The 18,648-nt window shown below is 70.4% G+C and carries 15 protein-coding genes and 1 tRNA gene; 7 read left to right on the forward strand and 9 right to left on the reverse strand.

The window, feature by feature from the left end:
• The first annotated feature begins 153 nt into the window (after positions 1-153).
• From FJ309_10860 to FJ309_10870, 3 genes are all read left to right on the forward strand, one after another.
• A complete protein-coding gene (locus tag FJ309_10860) occupies positions 154-1,194 on the forward strand; it encodes an iron-containing alcohol dehydrogenase (GenBank protein MBM3955097.1) in 1,041 nt (346 codons plus the stop codon).
• A gap of 9 nt (positions 1,195-1,203) precedes the next feature.
• Positions 1,204-2,409, forward strand: a complete 1,206-nt coding sequence (locus FJ309_10865) for an MFS transporter (GenBank protein ID MBM3955098.1) — start codon at positions 1,204-1,206, stop codon at positions 2,407-2,409.
• A 137-nt stretch (positions 2,410-2,546) separates the two neighbouring features.
• Complete coding sequence (locus FJ309_10870) at positions 2,547-3,074, forward strand: GNAT family N-acetyltransferase (GenBank protein ID MBM3955099.1); 528 nt, start codon at positions 2,547-2,549, stop codon at positions 3,072-3,074.
• A 59-nt stretch (positions 3,075-3,133) separates the two neighbouring features.
• On the opposite strand, the gene FJ309_10875 is transcribed toward FJ309_10870, so the two are convergent.
• The 5 genes from FJ309_10875 to FJ309_10895 form a co-directional block, all read right to left on the reverse strand.
• Positions 3,134-3,568: a hypothetical protein gene (locus FJ309_10875; protein MBM3955100.1), complete on the reverse strand. Its 435-nt coding sequence runs from the start codon at positions 3,566-3,568 to the stop codon at positions 3,134-3,136.
• A complete protein-coding gene (locus tag FJ309_10880) occupies positions 3,565-4,518 on the reverse strand; it encodes an SPFH/Band 7/PHB domain protein (protein MBM3955101.1) in 954 nt (317 codons plus the stop codon). Before FJ309_10880 ends, FJ309_10875 begins: the two co-directional genes overlap by 4 nt.
• Positions 4,519-4,685: 167 nt before the next feature.
• A complete protein-coding gene (locus FJ309_10885; protein MBM3955102.1) occupies positions 4,686-4,865 on the reverse strand; it encodes a hypothetical protein in 180 nt (59 codons plus the stop codon).
• Between the two features lie 51 nt (positions 4,866-4,916).
• Positions 4,917-5,213 (reverse strand): FmdB family transcriptional regulator, encoded by a 297-nt coding sequence (locus FJ309_10890; protein MBM3955103.1) that lies wholly within the window; start codon positions 5,211-5,213, stop codon positions 4,917-4,919.
• 169 nt (positions 5,214-5,382) lie between these two features.
• Positions 5,383-5,457, reverse strand: a tRNA-Pro gene (locus FJ309_10895).
• Between the two features lie 405 nt (positions 5,458-5,862).
• Here FJ309_10895 and FJ309_10900 point away from each other — a divergent pair.
• Positions 5,863-7,167, forward strand: coding sequence for a glycosyltransferase (locus tag FJ309_10900; GenBank protein ID MBM3955104.1), 1,305 nt, complete (start codon positions 5,863-5,865; stop codon positions 7,165-7,167).
• Between the two features lie 30 nt (positions 7,168-7,197).
• On the opposite strand, the gene recJ is transcribed toward FJ309_10900, so the two are convergent.
• The gene (gene recJ, locus FJ309_10905; protein ID MBM3955105.1) at positions 7,198-8,991 is read right to left on the reverse strand and encodes a single-stranded-DNA-specific exonuclease RecJ; all 1,794 of its coding nucleotides are present in this window, start codon (positions 8,989-8,991) and stop codon (positions 7,198-7,200) included.
• Positions 8,992-9,123: 132 nt separating this feature from the next.
• On the opposite strand from recJ, the gene FJ309_10910 reads away from it, so the two are divergent.
• Positions 9,124-9,606 (forward strand): YkgJ family cysteine cluster protein, encoded by a 483-nt coding sequence (locus FJ309_10910; protein MBM3955106.1) that lies wholly within the window; start codon positions 9,124-9,126, stop codon positions 9,604-9,606.
• Between the two features lie 66 nt (positions 9,607-9,672).
• On the opposite strand, the gene FJ309_10915 is transcribed toward FJ309_10910, so the two are convergent.
• On the reverse strand, positions 9,673-10,971 hold the full coding sequence (locus tag FJ309_10915) for a GAF domain-containing protein (GenBank protein MBM3955107.1): 1,299 nt from the start codon (positions 10,969-10,971) through the stop codon (positions 9,673-9,675).
• 122 nt (positions 10,972-11,093) lie between these two features.
• On the opposite strand from FJ309_10915, the gene FJ309_10920 reads away from it, so the two are divergent.
• Together FJ309_10920 and FJ309_10925 are read left to right on the forward strand one after the other, a co-directional pair.
• On the forward strand, positions 11,094-12,149 hold the full coding sequence (locus FJ309_10920; GenBank protein MBM3955108.1) for an AAA family ATPase: 1,056 nt from the start codon (positions 11,094-11,096) through the stop codon (positions 12,147-12,149).
• Positions 12,150-12,153: 4 nt separating this feature from the next.
• Positions 12,154-14,049 (forward strand): peptidase, encoded by a 1,896-nt coding sequence (locus tag FJ309_10925; protein MBM3955109.1) that lies wholly within the window; start codon positions 12,154-12,156, stop codon positions 14,047-14,049.
• A gap of 11 nt (positions 14,050-14,060) precedes the next feature.
• Here the strand turns inward: FJ309_10925 and FJ309_10930 are convergent, their stop codons facing one another.
• Both FJ309_10930 and FJ309_10935 read right to left on the reverse strand, forming a co-directional pair.
• Entirely contained in the window at positions 14,061-15,494 is a 1,434-nt protein-coding gene (locus FJ309_10930; protein ID MBM3955110.1) for a DUF1501 domain-containing protein, read from the reverse strand.
• A 10-nt stretch (positions 15,495-15,504) separates the two neighbouring features.
• Positions 15,505-18,588 carry a DUF1553 domain-containing protein gene (locus FJ309_10935; protein ID MBM3955111.1) on the reverse strand — a complete coding sequence of 1,028 codons (3,084 nt, stop codon included), beginning with the start codon at positions 18,586-18,588 and terminating at the stop codon, positions 15,505-15,507.
• Between the last annotated feature and the right edge of the window lie 60 nt (positions 18,589-18,648).

The following is an 18,648-nucleotide window of genomic DNA, read 5'->3' on the forward strand; positions in this document are numbered from 1 at the left end:
GGACCGCCGCATCCGTGCGGCGGGGGCGCTGGTTTCACGCGGCAAAGCCATCCTGGCCTTTGCCGGCTGGAGGGACCGCCGCATCCGTGCGGCGGGGGCGAGTGAGGGTCGGCGCGGTAGCCTGCTCGGACGATTCCCGCCGAGAGAGCCGCCATGGACCGCCTCCGGAATGCCCGCTACGACGTCGTCTACGGCAGCGGCTGCTCCGCGGAGCTCGTCGCCGCTGCCGCTGGCAGCCGAGTGCTGCTGGTCACGGATCCGTCGCTGTGGAAGGCCTACGGCGATCGGTTTGCCGTGCTCGAGCCGCAGCTGGTCATGACCCGCTCGATGGAGTCACGCGTCCTCGAGGAAGAGCATGCCGCCCTTGGGCCGTTCGATCTGGCGGTCGGCCTCGGCGGCGGCATGGCGATGGACATCGCCAAGTACCACGCCTGGAAAGCCGGCCGGCCGGTCTATCAGGTGCCGACGGCGATTTCGGTCGACGCCATGTTTTCCTACCCGATCGCGCTCCGCGTCGACGGCAAGGTGCAGTATGTCGGCGAGATGATTCCCGAGAAGATCTACTGCGATTTTGCCATCGTCCGATCGGCCCCGCCGGTGATGAACCGCTCCGGGGTCTGCGATCTGCTCAGTTGCCATACCGCCCTGTTCGACTGGAAGCTGGCCGTGGCTCGTGGTCACGGCCGGATGGACGACGAGCTCTGGCAGCGGACGTCCGGGATCCTCGCCGATGTCAAGGAGAACCTCGCCGAGATCCACGACGTCAGCGAACGGGGGCTGCGGATGCTGATGGAGGGGTTTCGGTTCGTGGCCGTCGAAAACCTCCGCGTCGGCCACTGCCAATACGAGGAGGGGTCCGAGCACTTTTTTTACTACTGCCTGGAGTCGCTGACGCGGAAGCATTTCCTCCACGGCAAGGTGGTCAACCTCGGGATCTTCCTGATGAGCCTGCTCCAGGAAAACGAGCCGGAGGCGATCCAGTCGATCCTCGACCGTGCCGGGGTGCCGATCCATCCTGACTCGATGGGGATCGGCTACGCCGATGTCCGCGAGGCACTGCGGACCTGCAACCGCTATGTCCGCGACAAGGGCTACAGCTACTCGATCCTCAACGAGCGCGAGATCACCGAGTCGTTCATCGACCGGGCGCTCGATTTGCTCCGTTCCCGGTTCGATCCGACCGCGGGCGCGTGACGGCTGCCGATGACCACGAGGCTGACGGAAGAGACGCGGTTCCGGGCGGCCCACTTCCTGTTCTGGGCCATGTCGGCGGCGGTGCTCGGCTACTGGGTGATGTACTTCGAGGGGGAGCGGCAGCTCGCCGCCTCGGAGATCGGCGTGATGATGTCGCTGTCCGTCGGGGCGGCGCTGGTCGGGCAGTATGCCTTCGGACTTCTCTGCGACCATCTGCGAAGCAGCCGCTGGCCGATCGTCGCCGCCGCGCTGTCGTTCGCGGCGGTCGCCGCCGCGCTGCCGTTGGTGACCGGTACCGTCTGGATCCGCGTCGCGCTGGCGCTGCTCGGCTTCTTCCAGCAGCCGATCGGCCCGATGCTCGACGCCTGGACCCTGCGGTTCCTCGATCGCGAGGGCGCGGCGCACCGGTTCGGGAGGATCCGCGGCTTCGGCTCGCTCGGTTGGGCGGTCACCGCCCTGGCAACGGCGTTTCTCGTCGTCGGCGTCTCGTGGAACGCGCTGTTCATCGTCGCCGTCGTCGCCGCGGTGCTCCTCGCCGCGGTAGTCGCCATGCTACCGGCCGCGGCCGCGGCGGACGACGGGCGGATGGCGAACAAGGCATCGTTCGCTCCGGGGCGGGCCCTGGCCCGCCTCGGAGCGAATCCACGCTACGTGTTCCTGCTCGCCGTCGTGTTCCTGATGTATCTCGGTGTGCAGACGACGTTCAATTACCAGGGGCTGTTGATCAAGGGGGCCGGCGGCGGAGTCATCGAACTGGGGTGGACGTTCTTCTTCGGGGTGATGTGCGAGATGCCGGCGATGTTCCTGGCGGCGTGGTGGCTGCCGCGTTCGTCCCCCCGGCGGCTGATGATCGTCGCCGGCATCCTCTACATGGTGCGTTACGCCCTGATCATCTTCTTCCAGACGGCATGGATCGTCACGGCGACCGCCTGCCTCGAAGGGCTGGCGTTCGGCCTGCTGCTGTCGGCGCTGCGCGCTGCCGTGTTCGCGGTCGTCGACGAGGAGGTGCAGACCCTGGCGATGACCGTCGTCGATGCGACGTTCCTCGGCCTGACCGTTCTCGTCGGCGGGGTGGTGGGTGGCTGGGTGATCGAGCGGTCCTCGGTCTTCCATCTCGTCGCCGCCTGTGCCGCGTGCAGTGGCATCGCCGTCGGGCTCCTCATGGCCGGCGGACGGTTCGACGTGCCGGCCGCGGCGGAGCGATCGTCGTCATGAGCGTGCCGCACACGGGGGGACGCCCGGAAAGGGACGCGATGAACGGCTTCTCGATCCGCAGGGGAACCGTCGCCGACGACGCGGCGGCGGCGTACGTCTGCCTCAAGACCGGAGACCACGGCGCCGACGGGGAGGGACTGTACCGCGATGATCCCGCAGCGCTCGGTCGCATCTATGTCGGTCCGTACCTCGCCTTCGAGCCCGATCTGAGCCTGATCCTCGAAGACGAGTCTGGCGTCTGCGGCTACACGCTCGGGGCGTTCGACTCGCGGTCGTTCTACGAGCGCTACGAGCGGGAATGGCGACCGCGGCTGGTCGCCCGGTTTCCTCTCCCCGGTGGCGATCCGGCGAACTGGACGCGCACGCAGTCGGTCCACGCCCTCTACCACCGCCCGTGTTACGACTGCCCAGAGCCCTATCACCAGTATCCGTCGCACCTCCACATCGATCTCCTCGAGCGGGCCTGTGGCCAAGGCCACGGACGGCGGATGATGGAGGCGGTGATGGACAAGCTCGCGGCTCGCGGATCACCCGGCGCCCATGTCGGCGTCAGCGCCCGCAACGCCCGGGCGTTGGGGTTCTACGCCCGGCTCGGGTTTCACGAGCTGCTGCGGACGGGATCGGCGACCGACGGAACCGTCTATCTGGGAAAACTGTTCCGCTGAGCCGGCGGTGGTGCCGCATCGACCAGCCGCTCACGATGTCCCTCGGGCCGGTTCCCGGTTCACTCGCGGCGGACGATCAGTTCGATCCCCTCGACGCCGGCCACGATGCCGCGCTCACCGCTGGAGAGGGATTCACCGTGCACCGCCCTGGCCTGCCACGCCGTCCCCCGGTGTCGCACGGTCCCGGCGGCCTGGTCGGTGACGGGCGTCTCCACCACCACTGCCGCACCGACGTGGTCCAGGTAGCCGTGACGATAGCGGAAAGAGCGAAGGAGGAGCGGCCGGAGCACGAACGCGGATGCCGGCGCCGCGGTCGCCGCCAAGACGATTTGCCACGGCGTCGACAGCGTGGCTCCCGCCGCCAACAGCGCGCCGACGGCCAACGCTCCCAGACCACAGAAAATCAGGACCGCTGCCCCCGAGGCGAGCTCGAGCGCCACCAGCGCGAATCCCAACGCGAGCCAGATCGTCGACGGTGTGAGCATGTCGCTCATCGGATCCTCCCTGGTTCCGGCGCGTCTCCGGACCGTCCTCCCTTGTCCGACTGCTTGACGACCGACATCGCCGCCGCGATCACCCCACCGAGGTCGGCGAAATTCGCCGGCAGGATCATCGTGTTGGTCTCCTTGGCGAGCTTGCCGTACTGCTCGACGACCCGCTCGGCGACACGGAGCTGGACCGCTTCGAGACCGCCCTCGGCACGGATCGCCTCGGCAACACGGCGGATGCCCTGCGCGGTGGCCTCGGCGACGGCGATGATCGCCGACGCCTCTCCCTCCGCCTGGTTGATCTGCTGCTGCCGCAACGCTTCCGACTCGAGCACCACCTTCTGCTTTTGCCCCTCGGCCATGTTGACGGCCGACTGCTGCTGCCCTTCGGATTGGAGGATCGTGGCCCGCTTCTCACGCTCCGCCTGCATCTGCTTTTCCATCGCCACCAGCACGGTATCCGGCGGGGTGATGTTCTTGATCTCGTACCGGAGCACCTTGACCCCCCAACCTGATGCCGCCTCGTCGATCGCGGCGACGACGGCGGCGTTGATGTTGGCACGCTCCTCGAAACACTTGTCGAGCACGATCTTCCCGATCTCGGAACGCATCGTTGTCTGCGCCAGTTGCGTCACCGCGAAGGTGTAGTTCGCGATCCCGTACGACGCGAGTTTGGGGTCGATCACCTGGAGGAAGACGACGCCGTCGACCGCCACCTGGACGTTGTCCTTGGTGATGCAGACTTGCTCCGGGATGTCGAGTGCGCCCTCCTTGAGCGTGTGGCGGTAGGCGAGCCGGTCGATGAACGGGATGATGACGTTGAGGCCCGGTGTGAGAACTCCGTTGTAGCGGCCCAGCCGCTCGACGACGTACGCGGTTTGCTGCGGCACGATACGGATGCCGAGGAACACGACGAGGAGAAGGACGATCGCAGCGACGACGGCGACGATTTCCATGGTGAGCCCCTGACGAGAGAAGATTCCGGTTAGGGAGAGTAATTCCGCCACACGGGTGGTGCAATCGGCGGGCCACCGCTACCTGCCCGCGGCAACGGATCCGCCGCACCGGCGGCAGCCAGCGGCGGACGTCGTCGGAATGGACGTGTGAATCCCGGCTGTAGCCGTCACAGCAGTCGTAGTGGACGGTGACGAACCGCGTACCGGCTGGCCGCTGCCCCGGCCTCCTCGGCCGTCATCACTCCGGGCAGCGACAGGCCCAACAGCCCCGCACCCCCGGCCTGGAGCATCGCGCGGCGGCCCGTGCGACGCGACAGTACGGCCGGTACCCCGAGGATTTCGAGCATCGTCGATATCCCCTCGCGCGCGCCGCCAGCCCCGAGGGCGGCCCTCGAACGTCAGTCGTCGGCCGAGATCGTACCGGGTCCCGATCCGACGGTCTTCTCGTAGCGGCCGTCTCCACTCTTGACGTACTTCGTGAAGCCGAGGCGATCGAGATTCCTGTCGGACAGCGACGCCGCTCCACCGGACGCGGCATGCTTGCCGCCGATCGCGAAGCCGGTGATCACCCGCCGCACCGGGGCGCCCGTGTCCGGGTGGCGCTCCAGTGGAGCGGCCGACATCGCCTCGATCCGCTCGAAGCGGTCACCACCGCTCCCGTCAGGCAGGATCGTCTCGTAGACGTAGGTCGGCATGGGGAGCAGATCGGTCGGGGCGGTGCAGGGAGCGGTCTCACGAGGGTGGAACGCTCGCGAAGATCCATCCTCCGTCGGGTGGTGAACCGACGGAACACGATCGCTTCCGGGCGGTGAGGCTCGGCAGGATGCCGTACGCACCGGACGATGGCAGTTTGCAGGCGATCAGTCGGGGCGACTGGATTCGAACCAGCGACCTCTACGTCCCGAACGTAGCGCTCTAGCCAGGCTGAGCTACGCCCCGATCGACGGCCTGCGGCAGCGCCACCGACGGCGCTTCTCTGACTTGACCATGGAATGTACCGCTCGCGGCCTGCCGCCACAACCGCGCCTCGCACGGTGGATGGGGCTCGGCGTGCGAGAAAATGGCACTCGGCTGCGCGTCACCGCTCGCCCCGCCGGAGGCATCACCCGCGACTGAGACCCAGTGTTCGCTCGGGGCGGCTGGCCAGGGGCCACTGCGCTCCTTGCCGGACGTCGCGGTCGGTCAGCGGGTGACCGATCGGTCCCGCACCGACGGCGTCAGCCATCGGGTTGTGACAGCGTGCGAGTCGGGGGCACGTCGCCCGGGGGAGGCCCATGAAGACCTGCTTGGGGGGGCGCTCGTCCGTGTGGGGAGGATGCCGAGGCGATGTCCTTGCTGTAGGGTATGAAAGCTACGACGGAAAGCGGCGTGGCGGGCGGGGGACAAGCTCGCGGCAGGCCCAAACACGTGATCTCGTCGATGCATAATGCGACCCGCCCCGCGGCGCCGTATCGCACGGTGTTCCTCATCACGGGGCTTTCCCGCCGTGATGGCGGTCCATTTCTGTCGGTGTCGGGGCTCGCCCGGGCCGTCGCCGGTCGTGGCCGTGGTGATGTCGCGGTCGTCGGGGTTTACCGGTCCCTGGCGGATTGGCTCGTCGATCGCGAGCAGTGGAGTGGACTGGCCGTGGAGGCCGCAGGATTGCGGTGGTTCCGGGCCGTCGAGTTCCTGCGGCAGCGGCTCGAGCACCATGTCTGTCCCGGTAATCCGCCCGCGGTGATCCACCTCCAGGGGTTGTGGGAAGCGGCTTCACTGGCCGTCGAGCGGCTTGGTGAACGCCGGGGGGTGCGGCTGGTCATCAGTCCGCGTGGGATGCTCGAGCCCTGGGCCCTGCGGCACCATCAATGCCGGAAACAGGTCGCTCTTTTCCTCTGGCAGCGCCGGCAGCTCATGCAGGCCGATCTGATCCACGCCACGTCGCTGTCGGAAAAGCAGTCGATCCGAAATCTCGGCTTCCGCAATCCGGTCTGCGTGATTCCCAACGGCGTCGAGATCCCCGCACCATGGGGTGGAGTCGCTCGGCCGATCGAGGCGACCGGTGGTGACACGGGGCGGTTCCCGCTGCCTGGCCCGTCGCGCCCGCGCCGGTGCCTGTTCCTGTCCCGGCTGCATGCCAAGAAGGGGGTGCCGATGCTCCTCGAGGCGTGGGCCCGAGTCCGGCCGACAGGTTGGGTCCTGGAGATCGCCGGCGGCGGTGACGACGGGCACGAGCGCGAGATCGGTCGACAGATCACGGCCCGTGGACTCGCGGACGTGCGGTTGATCGGGGAGGTGACGGGGGAGGCGAAGTGGCGGTTTCTCTCCGACGCGGAACTGTTCGTCCTCCCCTCCCACTCGGAGAATTTCGGCATCGCCGTTGCCGAGGCGATGGGCATGGGCTTGCCGGTGATCACGACCACGGCGACGCCATGGTCCGTCCTCCAGCGCGACCGTAGCGGGTGGTGGGTGGAGCCCGCCGTCGACTCCCTCGCCCGCGCCATCCGCGAGGCCACCACCGAGAGCCCGGCGCAACTCGCCGAGCGTGGGCGCCGTGGCCGCGACTACGTCCGCGACCATTTCGACTGGGAGGGAATCGGCCAGCGCATGGACGCGTGCTACGCCTGGGTCACGGGAAACGGACCACGGCCCGAAGACGTGAAGCTCGACTGATCGCCGTCGCCGGTGACGATCCGCCGTCGGTCAGTCACCGGCCGATGGGACCGCTGCCGGTTCGGGAAGGTCGACGCCGATGTCGATTCCCGCCGGTCGCCAATCGACCAACTCCACCTCGGCCGAACGGCGTCCGCGAAACTCGTTGACCTTCGGCTTGAAGGCGATGTGAAACGGCTTACCTAACGCCGGCAGGTGGGGCACCCATTCGGCCCCGCCGAAGGCCACGGCCCGGATCCTGGCGGCATGCTGGACGAGCGTCATCGACACGTGCCGGCCACCGCTGCCGATCGCCCGTGGCGGTTCGGCGAGGTGGACACCGGAGGCGCACAGCACCGGCCGGCGGTTGCCCTGGCCGAACGGGGCGAGCCGGTCGAGCTCGTCGGCAGCGTCGAGCGTGAGGGCGCCGAGGGTCGTCTCGCCGTCGATCCGCAGGCCGGGCCGGCGCAGGGACTCGGGGAGGCGCGTCGCGACCGCGTCGCGGAATGCCCGACGAAACTCGTCGATCTGCCGATCTTCGATCCGCAGCCCCGCGGCGGCGGCGTGGCCGCCGCACGACACGAGCAACCCGCGGCAGGCGACCAGCGCCGCGTGGACGTCGAATCCCGGCACGCTACGGACGCTGCCGATCGCCGGGCGCCCCTGGAGCGGGTCGCGGGCGATGAGGACCACTGGACGGTGCCATTTTTCGGCCAGCCGGCCGGCGACGATCCCGATCACACCGGCATGCCAGCCCCCGTCGGCGAGCACGAGCGCCGCGTCGTCGGCAGCGCAGTGCTCCTTCGCCTGCTTCGTGGCCGCGAGGAGGATGCTGCGTTCGAGCGAGTCGCGCTGGTCGTTGAGTTGGTGGATCCAGTCGGCCAGTTGCACCGCGCGCGCGGCATCGCGGGTGGTGAGCAGTTCGATGCCGAACGCCGCCTGGCCGAGACGCCCGGCGGCGTTGATCCGCGGTGCGAGGCGGAAGGCGACGTCCTCGCTCTCCAACCGGCTCTTGTCGTGAAGCTTCGCCAATTCCAGGAGCCGGTCGATTCCCGGCCCCCCTTTGAGCCGCAGGCTCTCGAGCCCGTGGCGTACCGTGATCCGGTTCTCGTCGAGGAGCGGCACGACATCGGCCACCGTGCCCAGGGCCGCCAGGCCGATGCCGCGCAGCAGCACCTCGCGGAGCCGGGGACTCACCTGCCTGGCGCCGCAGTGCCGCACCGCCAGCGCCCAGGCGAGCTTGAAAGCGACCCCCGCGCCGCACAGCTCCCCGAACGGATAGCCGGCCCCGGGCAGTCGGGGATGGACGAGAACGTCGGCGTCGGGGAGGACGTCGCCGTAGGCATGGTGATCGGTGATCACCAGCTCGAGGCCGAGCTCGCGGGCGCGCGCCGCCTCGGCGACGCTGGCGATGCCGCAGTCGACGGTCACCACCAGGGCCGTGCCCCGGCGGTGGAGTTCCTCGAGGGCTTCGCGATTGAGGCCGTATCCCTCCTCGAAACGGTCGGGAACGTACCAATCGACGACGGCCTCGAGGGCCCGCAGGCACTCGACGAGGATCGCCGTGGCACACATGCCGTCGGCGTCGTAATCGCCGTAGACGACGATCGGCCGCCGGTCCCGGACCGCCGCGAGGATCCGCTCCGCCGCCGCGGGCACGCCGGGAAGCGACTCGGGGTCGCGGAGGTCGGACATCCGCCCGGAGAGGAAGGTCCGGGCGGCCTCCGGATCGGTGAGGCCGCGGGCGACGAGGAGCCGGGCGACGATCGGCGAGACCCGCGCCGACCGCTCGAGGGCGAGGACGGCCGTCGCGTCGTGCGGTTCGACCTGCCAGCGCTTGGGCACGACCGCCTCCCTCCGGTGAGCCCGTAGTATAGGGCGGTCATCCGCCGGGTGAATCGGCGGCCGTGGGCGGCCGTGGGACTGGTACCATGCCGCGGTCGGCCCCGGGACGGGCCGACCCTGCGGAGCCCACCGATGTCGATCGCGACGCCGATTCGCACCAAGCCGAAGCGCGAGGAAATCCCCGCCGACCGCGTGCTCTGCGAGTACTGCACGGCGAAGTGCTGCCGCTACTTCGCGCTCCCCCTGGAGACACCCTCGACGCGCGAGGATTTCGAGTACATCCGCTGGTTCCTCCTCCACGAGCACGCCACCGTGTTCACCGAGGAGGGATGCTGGTACGTCTGCGTCCACACCGTCTGCAAGCACCTCCAGCGGGACAATCGCTGCGGGATCTACGACACCCGGCCGCCGATCTGCCGCGAGTACACCACCAAGGATTGCGAGTACGAGGACGACTGGGTCTACGACCAGTATTTCGAGACGCCCGAGCAGGTCGCCGAGTACATGGAGGCCGTGCTCGGTCCCGGCGGGGAAAAGGTGGGAGACGGCCGGCGGCGCGAGGCACGCGGCCGGTCGATCCGCAGCCCGAAGCCGGCGTTACTGCCGATCCTCTGAACGCCGTCGGGCACCAACGCCACGGTTCCCCCGGGCCGGTGGCGGGACGGCAGCGGCGCGACGACGTCAGCCGGTGCGTTTGACGAGCACCGCGGTCAGGTCGTCCGCCTGGCGGGTTCCGGCTGCAAACTCCTCGACCGCGGCGCGGAGCCACTGGATCAGCTGTTCCGCGGGGAGGTGGTGCGAGTGGCGGAGGATCTCGCCGACGCGCTCGGTGCCGAATTGGGCGCCGTCGGGCCGCGCCCATTCGTAAAAGCCGTCGGTAAGGAGGACGAGGATGTCGCCTGGGGCGAGGGTCGTGGCGGTCTCGTCTTCGAACGGCGCCTCGGGCATCAGCCCCAGCGGCAGCCCGTGGCTGTCGAACTCCTCCATCGCCCCGGTCGCCGCCCGGAAGACGAAGATCGGCCCGTGACCGGCGCTCACGAAGCGGAGCCGCCCGGTGGCGGGATCGACGATTCCCAGCAGCGCCGTGACGAACCTCCCTTCCGGAAGATCGGCCGACAGGAGGTCGTTGACCCGGGCGATGACCGGGCCGAGGGGAACCCCCGGGGCGACGATCGCACGGAACAGCGCCCGCGCTTCGGCGGCGACCAGCGCCGGCCCGATGCCGTGGCCGGTGGCGTCGGCGATCGTCACGGCGAGGCTGCCGTCGGCGAGGGGATGGAAATCGTAGTAGTCGCCGCCGGTCTCGTCGGCCGGCCGGTTCCAGCCGGCGACGTCGAACCCCGGCAGCACCGGCGCTTCCTTGGGCAACAGCCCGAGCTGGATGTCGCGGGCGACGGCGAGGTCGCGCTCGATCCGCTGCTTCTCGGCGAGGTGGCCGAGGAGCAGCTGCCGCTGCACGGCGACCCCGGCCTGGCCGCCGAGGAACGCGGCGAGCTGCTCGTCGCGGGGCCCGAACGGACCACCGGCCTTGTTGAGCACCTGGAGCACGCCGACCGTCTGCCCGTCGTGGTCGGCAAGCGGCACCGCGAGGATGCTCGCGGTGCGGAAGCCGCTCCGGCGGTCGAACTCGGGGTTGAAGCGCCGATCGGCGTAGGCATCGGGGATGGTGATGGCGACGCCGCTCCGGGCGACCTCGCCGGCGATCCCGACCCCGACCGGGATGCGGATCTCGTGGATCGGCGAATCCGCGATCCCGGTGGCGACGCGGCTGAACAGCTCACCGGTCGTGCCATCGACGAGAAATACGGTCGCGCGCTGGCAATCGAGGACTGACGTCGCGGCGGCGGCGATCGCCTCGAGGAGCGGATCGAGATCGGTCGTCGCTCCGAGCCGCCGGGCGACGTCGAGGAGCTTCTCGAGATCGGCGATCCGTCCCGCTGCGTCTTCGTGGCCAGGCGATCGGTCCGTCATCGAGGTCATGTCGGGCTCCGCGGAGCGGTGGGGGCGGAAACGGCGACCGCTGTTATACCGTCGGCCGCGGCCGTGGCAGGGAAGGCCAGTGGCTATGCTGACGAGCTCGTTTCACCCGGGGACCATCCGTGATGGAAGCCGCCGCAACGCTCACCCCAGCCCAACTCGCGCCGTTCCTCCTCGAAGTCGCCCCCGTGATGCCGGTGTTCATCTGGGGACCGCCGGGGATCGGCAAGTCGGCGCTGGTCCGGTCGTTCGCTGCTGCCGTCGGGTTGCCGTGCGTGTCGTTGCTCGGGTCGCAGCTCGCCCCCGAGGACATCATCGGCGTGCCGCAGATCGTCGCCGGCAAGTCGCGCTTCTGCCCGCCGACACTGATCGCCCGCGACGACCCGTATTGCCTGTTCCTCGACGAGCTCAACGCCTGCTCGCACGAGGTGCAGAAGGCGTTTTATTCGCTCGTCCTCGACCGGCGGATCGGCGAGTTCGTCCTCCCCGCCGGGACGGTGGTGATCGGCGCCGGTAACCGCTCGCAGGACCAGGCGATTACCCGGCCGCTTTCCTCGGCGCTGGTCAACCGGCTGCTCCACGTGCAGCTCCGGGCGTCGGCCCGTGACTGGCTCGCCTGGGCGCGGACCGCCGGCGTCGATCCGCTCGTGATCGCCTATGTCGAAACCCGCTCCGACCACCTCTGGGCCCGTCCACCGAAGCACGAGGAGCCGTTCTCCACGCCGCGCAGCTGGCACATGCTCTCGCAGGCACTGGCGTCCCATGGCCCCGGGATCGGCCTCGATCAGATCAAGGTCCTCGCCCAGGGTCTGCTGACGCCGGCCCACGCGCAGCAGTTCGTGACCTTCGTCAAGCTTCGCGAGCGCGCCTTCGACCTCGCCGCGATCCTCAAGGGCGAGCGCGGCTGGCCCGAGGCGCCCGAGGAGCGTGACGTCCTCTACTTCCTCGTCCAGCAGCTCCGCGACCGGTTGATCCGCGAGCTTCCCGACGACGAGCGGAGCCTCGGCCGCGAAGCCCGGGAACTCGCCGACCGGGCCAAGGAATTGCTCGTGCCGCTGGCGCGGATCTCGACCGAACTGGCGCAGCTGGTGGTCACCGAGACCGAGAGCGGCGCGGCGCTGCCGGCCTGGTACACCGTCGAGCTGGCCCGGGCACTGCCGCGGCTGGCGGCGAAGAAGTGAGGCCATGGCACGATCCAAGGCGCCGCCAGCGCAGCACCTCGAGGCGATCAAGGGGGGATGGAGCCTGCTGCAGGGTCATCCGCTCTACGGGCGGCTCGTCTCGGGAGCCGGCGCCGTGGTGCAGCTGTGGCTCGGACCGGCGCTGCCATTTCCGCCCGATGGCTGGGTGCGGATCACCGTGACACCCGACCGCGGGGCCGCGTCCTGGCAACGCGGCGGGGCTGACCTCGTGCCCAACGCCTGGCATCGCGGTACGGCCGACGAATGGGCCCACGTCTTCGCCCAGGCGACGCTCCACGTCGCCTTCAATCACGTCGATCCGGTCCGCGACGACGAGGCGTGGCGGCGGGCCTGCGAGTGGGAGGCGGTGCGCTTCCTGCGGAGCATGCCGATCGGGCAGCGGCCCCATGGCCTGTGGCTGCCCGGGGTCGAGCCGCAGGGGCAGGATCTCGCCGCCATCGCCCGGTGGTTCGCCACGCAGGGGCCGGCCGCGCTCGAGGCGACGGCGGGGCTGGCGCTCGCCGGCGCCGGCCAGCCCGGCTGGGTGCACCGCGAGGACGCGGCGGCGTTCGACCGCCGGCGCCGGCAGGCGGCGACGGCGAGCCTCGCCGCGGCGGTCCGGGCCGCGGTGACCGCCGCGGTGGAGGAGGCGGGGGCGACAGCACGCGGCCCGGCCCGGAAGCGCGGCGATCCCAACTCGCTCGCCGAGCGCGCCCGGAGCTGGTTCGTGACCAACTACCCGCTGCTGGCGGCGCTGGCGGCGTCGTTCGAGATCGTCGAGGACGCGGCCTTCTGCACGCGCGAGCGGATCGCGATCGCCGCGGTCGACTCGGAAGCGCGGCGGGTGTTCGTCAATCCCCTTGTCCCCTGGACCTGGGAGACGATGCAGTTCGTGATCGCCCACGAACTGCTCCACGTCGGCCTCCGTCACGAGGCGCGCCGGCAGGGGCGCGATCCGTTCCTGTGGAACGTGGCCTGCGACTACGTGATCAACGGGTGGCTGGTGCAGATGGGGATCGGGGCGATGCCCCCGGGCTGCCTGCTCGACATCGACGCGGCGCTGGAGCGGGAATCAGCCGAGGCCCTCTACGACCGGATCGTCGGTGATCTCCGTCTCCGGCGCCGGCTGGCGAAGGCACGGACGTTCGGCGGCGTCGGGTGTGGCGACATCCTCGGCGACCGGACCCCCGGATGGTGGCGCGGCGCCGGGTGTGACCTCGACGAGTTCTACCGCCGCGCGCTTGCCGACGGGCTCGACCTCCACGTCGAGCGCTGCCGGGGCCGGGGGCTGCTCCCCGGCGAGATGGTCGAGGAGATCCGCAGCCTGTGCCAGCCGCCGATCCCCTGGGACGTCGCCCTCGGGCAATGGCTCGACGACTTTTTCCCTCCCCTCGAGCGGCGGCGCTCGTTCGCCCGCGCCAGCCGTCGGCAGTCGGCCACGCCCGACATCCCCCGACCGGTCTGGGAGCGACCCTGGGAGCGGCTGCCGCTGCGGACCTTCGGCGTCGTCCTCGACACGTCGGGATCGATGGGTCCGCGTGACATCGGCCGCGGGCTCGGCGCGATCGCCGCCTACGCGACGAGCCGCGACGTGGCACTCGTCCGCGTCGTCCAGTGCGACGCCGGCACCCACGACATGGGCTACGTCGAGCCCGACCGGCTCGTCGGCGCCGTCGAGATCCACGGCCGCGGTGGCACCGTGCTCCAACCGGGGATCCGGGTGCTGGAGCGGGCCGAGGATTTTCCCGACGATGCCCCGATCCTCGTGATCACCGACGGTGAGTGCGACGTGCTCACGATCGGCCGTCCGCACGCCTTCCTGATGCCGCAGGGTGCTCGGCTCCCCTTCGCCACCCGGGCGCCGCGATTCGCCTTCGAGACCGACAAGGTGCGGTCTTGAGCGGGGAAGCCTCAGCCGAGGATTCCACCGACCACCGTGCCGTGGACGTCGGTGAGGCGGTAGTCGCGCCCCTGGAAGCGATACGTCAGCCGCGTATGGTCGAAGCCGAGGAGGTGGAGGAGCGTGGCGTTGAGGTCGTGGACGTGGACGCCGTCGGCGACGACGTTGAAGCCGAAGTCGTCGGTCGCGCCATGGACGTGGCCGGCGCGCACGCCGCCGCCGGCCAGCCAGATCGAGAAAGCGCGGTTGTGGTGGTCGCGGCCGTCGGTCCCCCCCTGCATCATCGGTGTCCGGCCGAACTCGCCCCCCCAGACGACGAGCGTGTCGTCGAGGAGCCCGCGCTCCTTGAGGTCGGCGACCAGGGCAGCGCTGGCCTGATCGACGTCCCGGGCGTTGGCCCGCATCCGGTTGACCAGGTCGCCGTGCGTGTCCCAGGCCTCGTGAAATAGCTGTACGAAGCGGACGCCGCGCTCGAGAAGGCGGCGGGCGAGGAGGCAATTCCGCGCGTAGGAGTGGGACGCGGGGTCGCCGATCCCGTAGCGGGCGAGCGTCTGCGGACTTTCGCTCGACAGATCGAGCAGATCCGGTGCGCTGGCCTGGAGTTGGAACGCCATCTCGTAGGCGTCGATCCGGGCGGCGATCTCGGGATCGCCAACGGCGTCGAGCGCCAGCCGGTTGAGCCTGTCGAGGGTGTCGAGGCTCGCCCGCTGGGCGTCGCGGTCGACGCCGCGCGGATTGGAGAGGTAGAGGAGCGGGTCGCCGCCGGGACGAAAGGGGATGCCGCCGTAGGTCGTGGGGAGAAAGCCGGCGCCGTAGTTGCTCGCCCCGCCGCTGGTGCCGTTGGCACTGGTGAGGACGACGTAGCCTGGCAGGTCCTCGGCGTCACTGCCGAGGCCGTACAGCGTCCAGGCCCCGAAGCTCGGCCGGCCGAATTGCTGCGCGCCGGTGTTCATGAGGATCTGGGCGGGGGCATGATTGACCGCGTCGGTGTGCAGCGAGCGGACCATGCAGATATCGTCGGCGAGGCTGCCGATGTGCGGCACGAGGTCGCTGAACTCGGTCCCGGACCGGCCATGGGGGCGGAAGGGGAACTTCGGCCCGAGCAGCGCCGACTTGGGATTGATGAACGCCGCGCGGTACCCCTCGAGCAACTCGGCGGGGGGCAGGCTGCCGCCGCGGCGGGCCAGTTCCGGTTTGGGGTCGAACAATTCCAGTTGGCTCGGTGCCCCGGCCTGGAAGAGATAGACCACGCGGCGCGCCTTCGGCTCATGGTGGGGCGCCCGCGGCGCCAAAGGCCGGGCCGCACCTCCCTCCCGCGCCGCCAGCGCTCCGGCGGCGATTCCCGCCAGCCCGACGCCACAGTCGCGGAAAAACCAGCGCCGTGCCCGCGCCCGGGCCGCCGCGGAGCCGATCGGGTCGGGGAACGATGGGTGGGCGAACGGCATGGGGGCCTCGTCAGTTCTTCGTCACGGTCTCGTCGAGATTGAGCAGCACGCGGGCGGCGAGCGTCCAGGCGGCCGCGTCCTGGGGCGACGAGCCGGGGGGGAGCGCCGGGATCGTGTCGGGGGTGCCGGTGGCGACCTCGCGCGGGTTGAGCCACCCCTCGGCGAAGCGCCGCCGCTGGTCGGCGAGGAATGCCGCGAGCGTCGTGCGTTCGGCGGTCGTCGGGCGCCGTCCGGTGCACAGCAGCCAGGCATGGTCGATCCGCGCCGTGTCGTCGGCACCCCCGTCGCGCAGCACGCGCAGCGCCAGCGCCCGGGCGGCCTCGACGAACACCGGTTCGTTGAGGCCGGCCAGTGCCGCCAGCGGTGTGTTGGAGCGCACGCGTTGGGCGCAGGCGACGTCGCCATTGGGAGAGTCGAACGACGCCAGCAGCGGATCGGGCATCGAGCGGCGGCGAAACAGGTAGACGCTCCGCCGGTACCGCTCCGGGCCGGTGGCCGTCGGCCAGTCGATCCGGACGAAGTTGTAGTCGAGGACGTTTTGCGGCACCGGCGGGAAGACACCCGGGCCGCCGACGGCGTGGGTCATCAGCCCGGCCGCCGACAGCGCCAGGTCGCGGACCACCTCGGCGTCGACGCGGAAGCGCGGGCCGCGTGCCAGCAGTCGGTTGGCGGGATCGCGGGCGACCAGGTCGGGCGCGGCGTGCGACGACTGCCGGTAGGTGCGGCTCGAGAGGACCAGCGCGATCAGCCGCTTCTGGCTCCAGCCGTGCTCCATGAAGTCGACCGCCAGCCAGTCGAGAAGGTCGCGGTACGGAGGCAGTGGCGTGCGCGTGCCGAAGTCGTCGGCGGTATCGACGAGCCCGACACCGAAGATCGTCTGCCACACCCGGTTGACCGCGACCCGCGCCGCCAGCGGCGACCGTGAGTCGACGAGCCAGCGGGCGAACCCGAGCCGGTCGCGCGGGGCGTCGACGGGCAAGGGATGCAAGGCCGCCGGCACGTCGGGCGCCACCTCTTCGAGCGGCTTGTTCCACACGCCGCGGTCGAGCAGATGGGTCCGACGCCGGGCACCCTCGTGTCGGGCGGCCAGATGGAGCACCGTGGTCGCGGCCGGGGTCGCGCGCTGCCACTGTGCGGCGCTCTCGGCGACCGACGGGGCCAATTCCGGGAGGCTCTTCATCCAGGCCGTGAAGATCGCCTCCCGGTGGGCAAGGGTCCGCTCCGGCGCCGGGGTGCGGAGGGCGAGGATCGCGCCGTGGTCGACCGGCGGAGCGGTCGGTTGCGGTGCCGTGGTCAGGCTGAACCGGCAGCAGCCGAGCATCCGGCTCTGCTGGCGCGGCGCGGCGCCGGAGGGCATTCGCAGCGTGAGCCTGAGGCGCGTGCCGGGAGGCAGGTCGAGTGGCTTCTCGAACCGCACCACCGCGACCGACGGCTGGTGGCGGATGACCTCCCCACGATCCGATTCCCACACCGAGTCACCGTCGCCGTCGACCAGCGCCGTGACCGGGCCGTGCGGGATCCGCCGCTCCGGCTGGTTGCCGTCGGCCGAGGCGGGGCGGATCTCGACATGCTCGGGATTGGAATGGTCGGCCGACGGTGCCGAGAGCGGCAGCGGCTCCCAGTCGTCCCTCCCCGGGCGGCGGACCGCGGCGCGCAGCTCCGCCACTCCCCAGATGCCGTCGCGCCCCGGTCCCCCCATGAACAGGTCGCCATTGGGCAGGGCCTCGAGCTGCAGCCCGGTGGCCCCGGCCAAGTCGGGTTCGGACTCGAAGATCATCTCGCCGTCGCGGTGGCCGATCATCAGGATCGATTCGTCGTCGAGCTGTTGCGGGTGCGTGAGCAGGCCGCTGCTGCTCATCTCGTCCATCCGGATCGGTGTCCAGGAAACGAGTCGGGAAACCATCTCGCGCTCCCAGGCGGCCAGTTCGTCGATCCAGCCGGGACGTGCTTCACGGACGCGGGCCTCGACGGCGCCCACCCGGGCACGGATGTCGGCGAGCGTCGCCAACTGCTCGGCCGTGTAGACCGGCGAACGGGCCTCGTGCGTGTCGTTGAGGAAGGCGAACAGTGCGTAGTATTCGTGGTGCGACACGGGGTCGAACTTGTGCGAATGGCACTGGGCACACTGCGTCGTCACGCCGAGCACCGCCTTGCCGAGGCAGTCCATCCGGTCGAACAGTTCGACCATCCGGAACTCCTCGGGAATGATCGCTCCTTCTTCGTTGAGCATGCTGTTGCGCAGGAACCCGGTGGCCACGATCTGATCCTGCGTCGCCCCGGGGAGCAGGTCGCCGGCGACCTGCTCGATCACGAACCGGTCGTAGGGCAGATCGCGGTTGAGGGCGGCGATCACCCAGTCGCGCCACGCCCACATCTCGCGAGGCATGTCTTTCTCGTAGCCGTTGGTGTCGGCGTACCGGGCGAGGTCGAGCCACGGGCGTGCCCATTTCTCTCCGTAGCGCGGGTTGGCCAGCAGGTCGGCGACGGTGGCGTCGGGACCGTGGTCGGCGAAGGCGGCGAGCTCCGCCGGGGACGGCGGCAGGCCGACGACATCGAGGTGGAGCCGCCTGGCGAGCGTGGCGCCGTCGGCGGGAGGCGAGAAGGCAAGGCCCTCGGCGGCGAGCCGTTCCGCGACGAAGGCGTCGATCGGATGAGCCGCGGGATCGCCACCGGGAAGCTCACGCTTCACCGGGATCGTGAACGCCCAGTGGTCGGCGTAGGGGGCTCCGGCAGCGATCCACGCGCGGAGCGACTCGACCTGGGCGGCCGTGAGCGGCTTGGCGATCGCCGGCGGGGGCATGACGACGTCGGGGTCGGTGCTCGTCACCCGGGCGATCACGGGACTGTCGTCGGGCCGGCCGGGCACGATCGCCGCTCCCCCCGAATCCCCTCCTGCCAGGGCGGCTTCACGCCGGTCGAGGCGGAGCCCGGCGGCACGGGCGGCGGCATCGGCGCCGTGGCACTGCAGGCAGTGCTCGGCGAGGATCGGCCGGATGTCGCGCTCGAAGTCGGGAACGGCGCCGCAGGCCGAGGGCGCGGCCAGCGCGACGATCGCGAGTCCGGCGGCGACGAGAGGGGTGGATCGTGGCGGCATCGTTGTCTCTCCCGACGATCCTTGGAAGTTTACCCAGCCCGCCCCTGCGGGGGAGCGGCC

The organism is Planctomycetota bacterium (assembly GCA_016872555.1).
In the GTDB taxonomy this organism is placed as follows: domain Bacteria; phylum Planctomycetota; class Planctomycetia; order Pirellulales; family UBA1268; genus F1-20-MAGs016.